The 622-nt window shown below is 29.4% G+C and carries 1 protein-coding gene; it reads right to left on the reverse strand.

Annotation, left to right across the window (positions count from 1 at the left end; translation table 11 throughout):
* Positions 1-88: 88 nt before the first annotated feature.
* On the reverse strand, positions 89-622 hold a 534-nt coding region (locus CAMP5118_RS07965), incomplete at its 5' end, for a GNAT family N-acetyltransferase (protein WP_337217027.1).

Raw genomic sequence — 622 nt, forward strand, 5'->3', positions numbered from 1 at the left:
GAGTTTCTTTTGTGTGAATTTTAATATATATCATTTACATCTCCTTGCCATATACAAACAAAATAGGAGTTGAACGATATAATATAAGCTAATCCCCCCCCCCATTTATGCTAAAGAATTGATGCACTACGCTTCTACCTCCAAATCCTTCTTTTTGCGAAATCAAACCTTGATTTAAAAATTTCCCACCATTTTCAGTAGAAATTCCAAAATCAAAATATCTTTTAATTTTAGCAAATTCATCCATTAAAGTTTTAATTAGTAAATCTAAAGCTCCTATTTCTCTAGCCTTTTCATTAGCTGCTAGATATTGCATATGCACTAAATTTTCATAGATAAACAATAAAGTTGCCGCAATAATCTCTTCGTTGAATTTTGCAACAAAAAGTTTGATATTTTGTGGAAATCTTGAATATAAAAGTTCTAATTCTTCTGTATTATGCACTGCATTTACTCCATGCTGCTTTTGTAAAACAGAGTTTAAAAGCACTAAAAAAGTATTAAAATCTTCACTTGAAGCGATTTTAACTTTATATTTTTGTGCTTTTTTAATACATCTTTTCCTTAAATCGCTCATCTTGTAAACATTTTGCAGATCAATAGTAGTGGAACAATCTACCCT

The sequence above is a fragment of the Campylobacter sp. LMG 7929 genome (assembly GCF_024723595.1).
Lineage (GTDB): Bacteria > Campylobacterota > Campylobacteria > Campylobacterales > Campylobacteraceae > Campylobacter_D.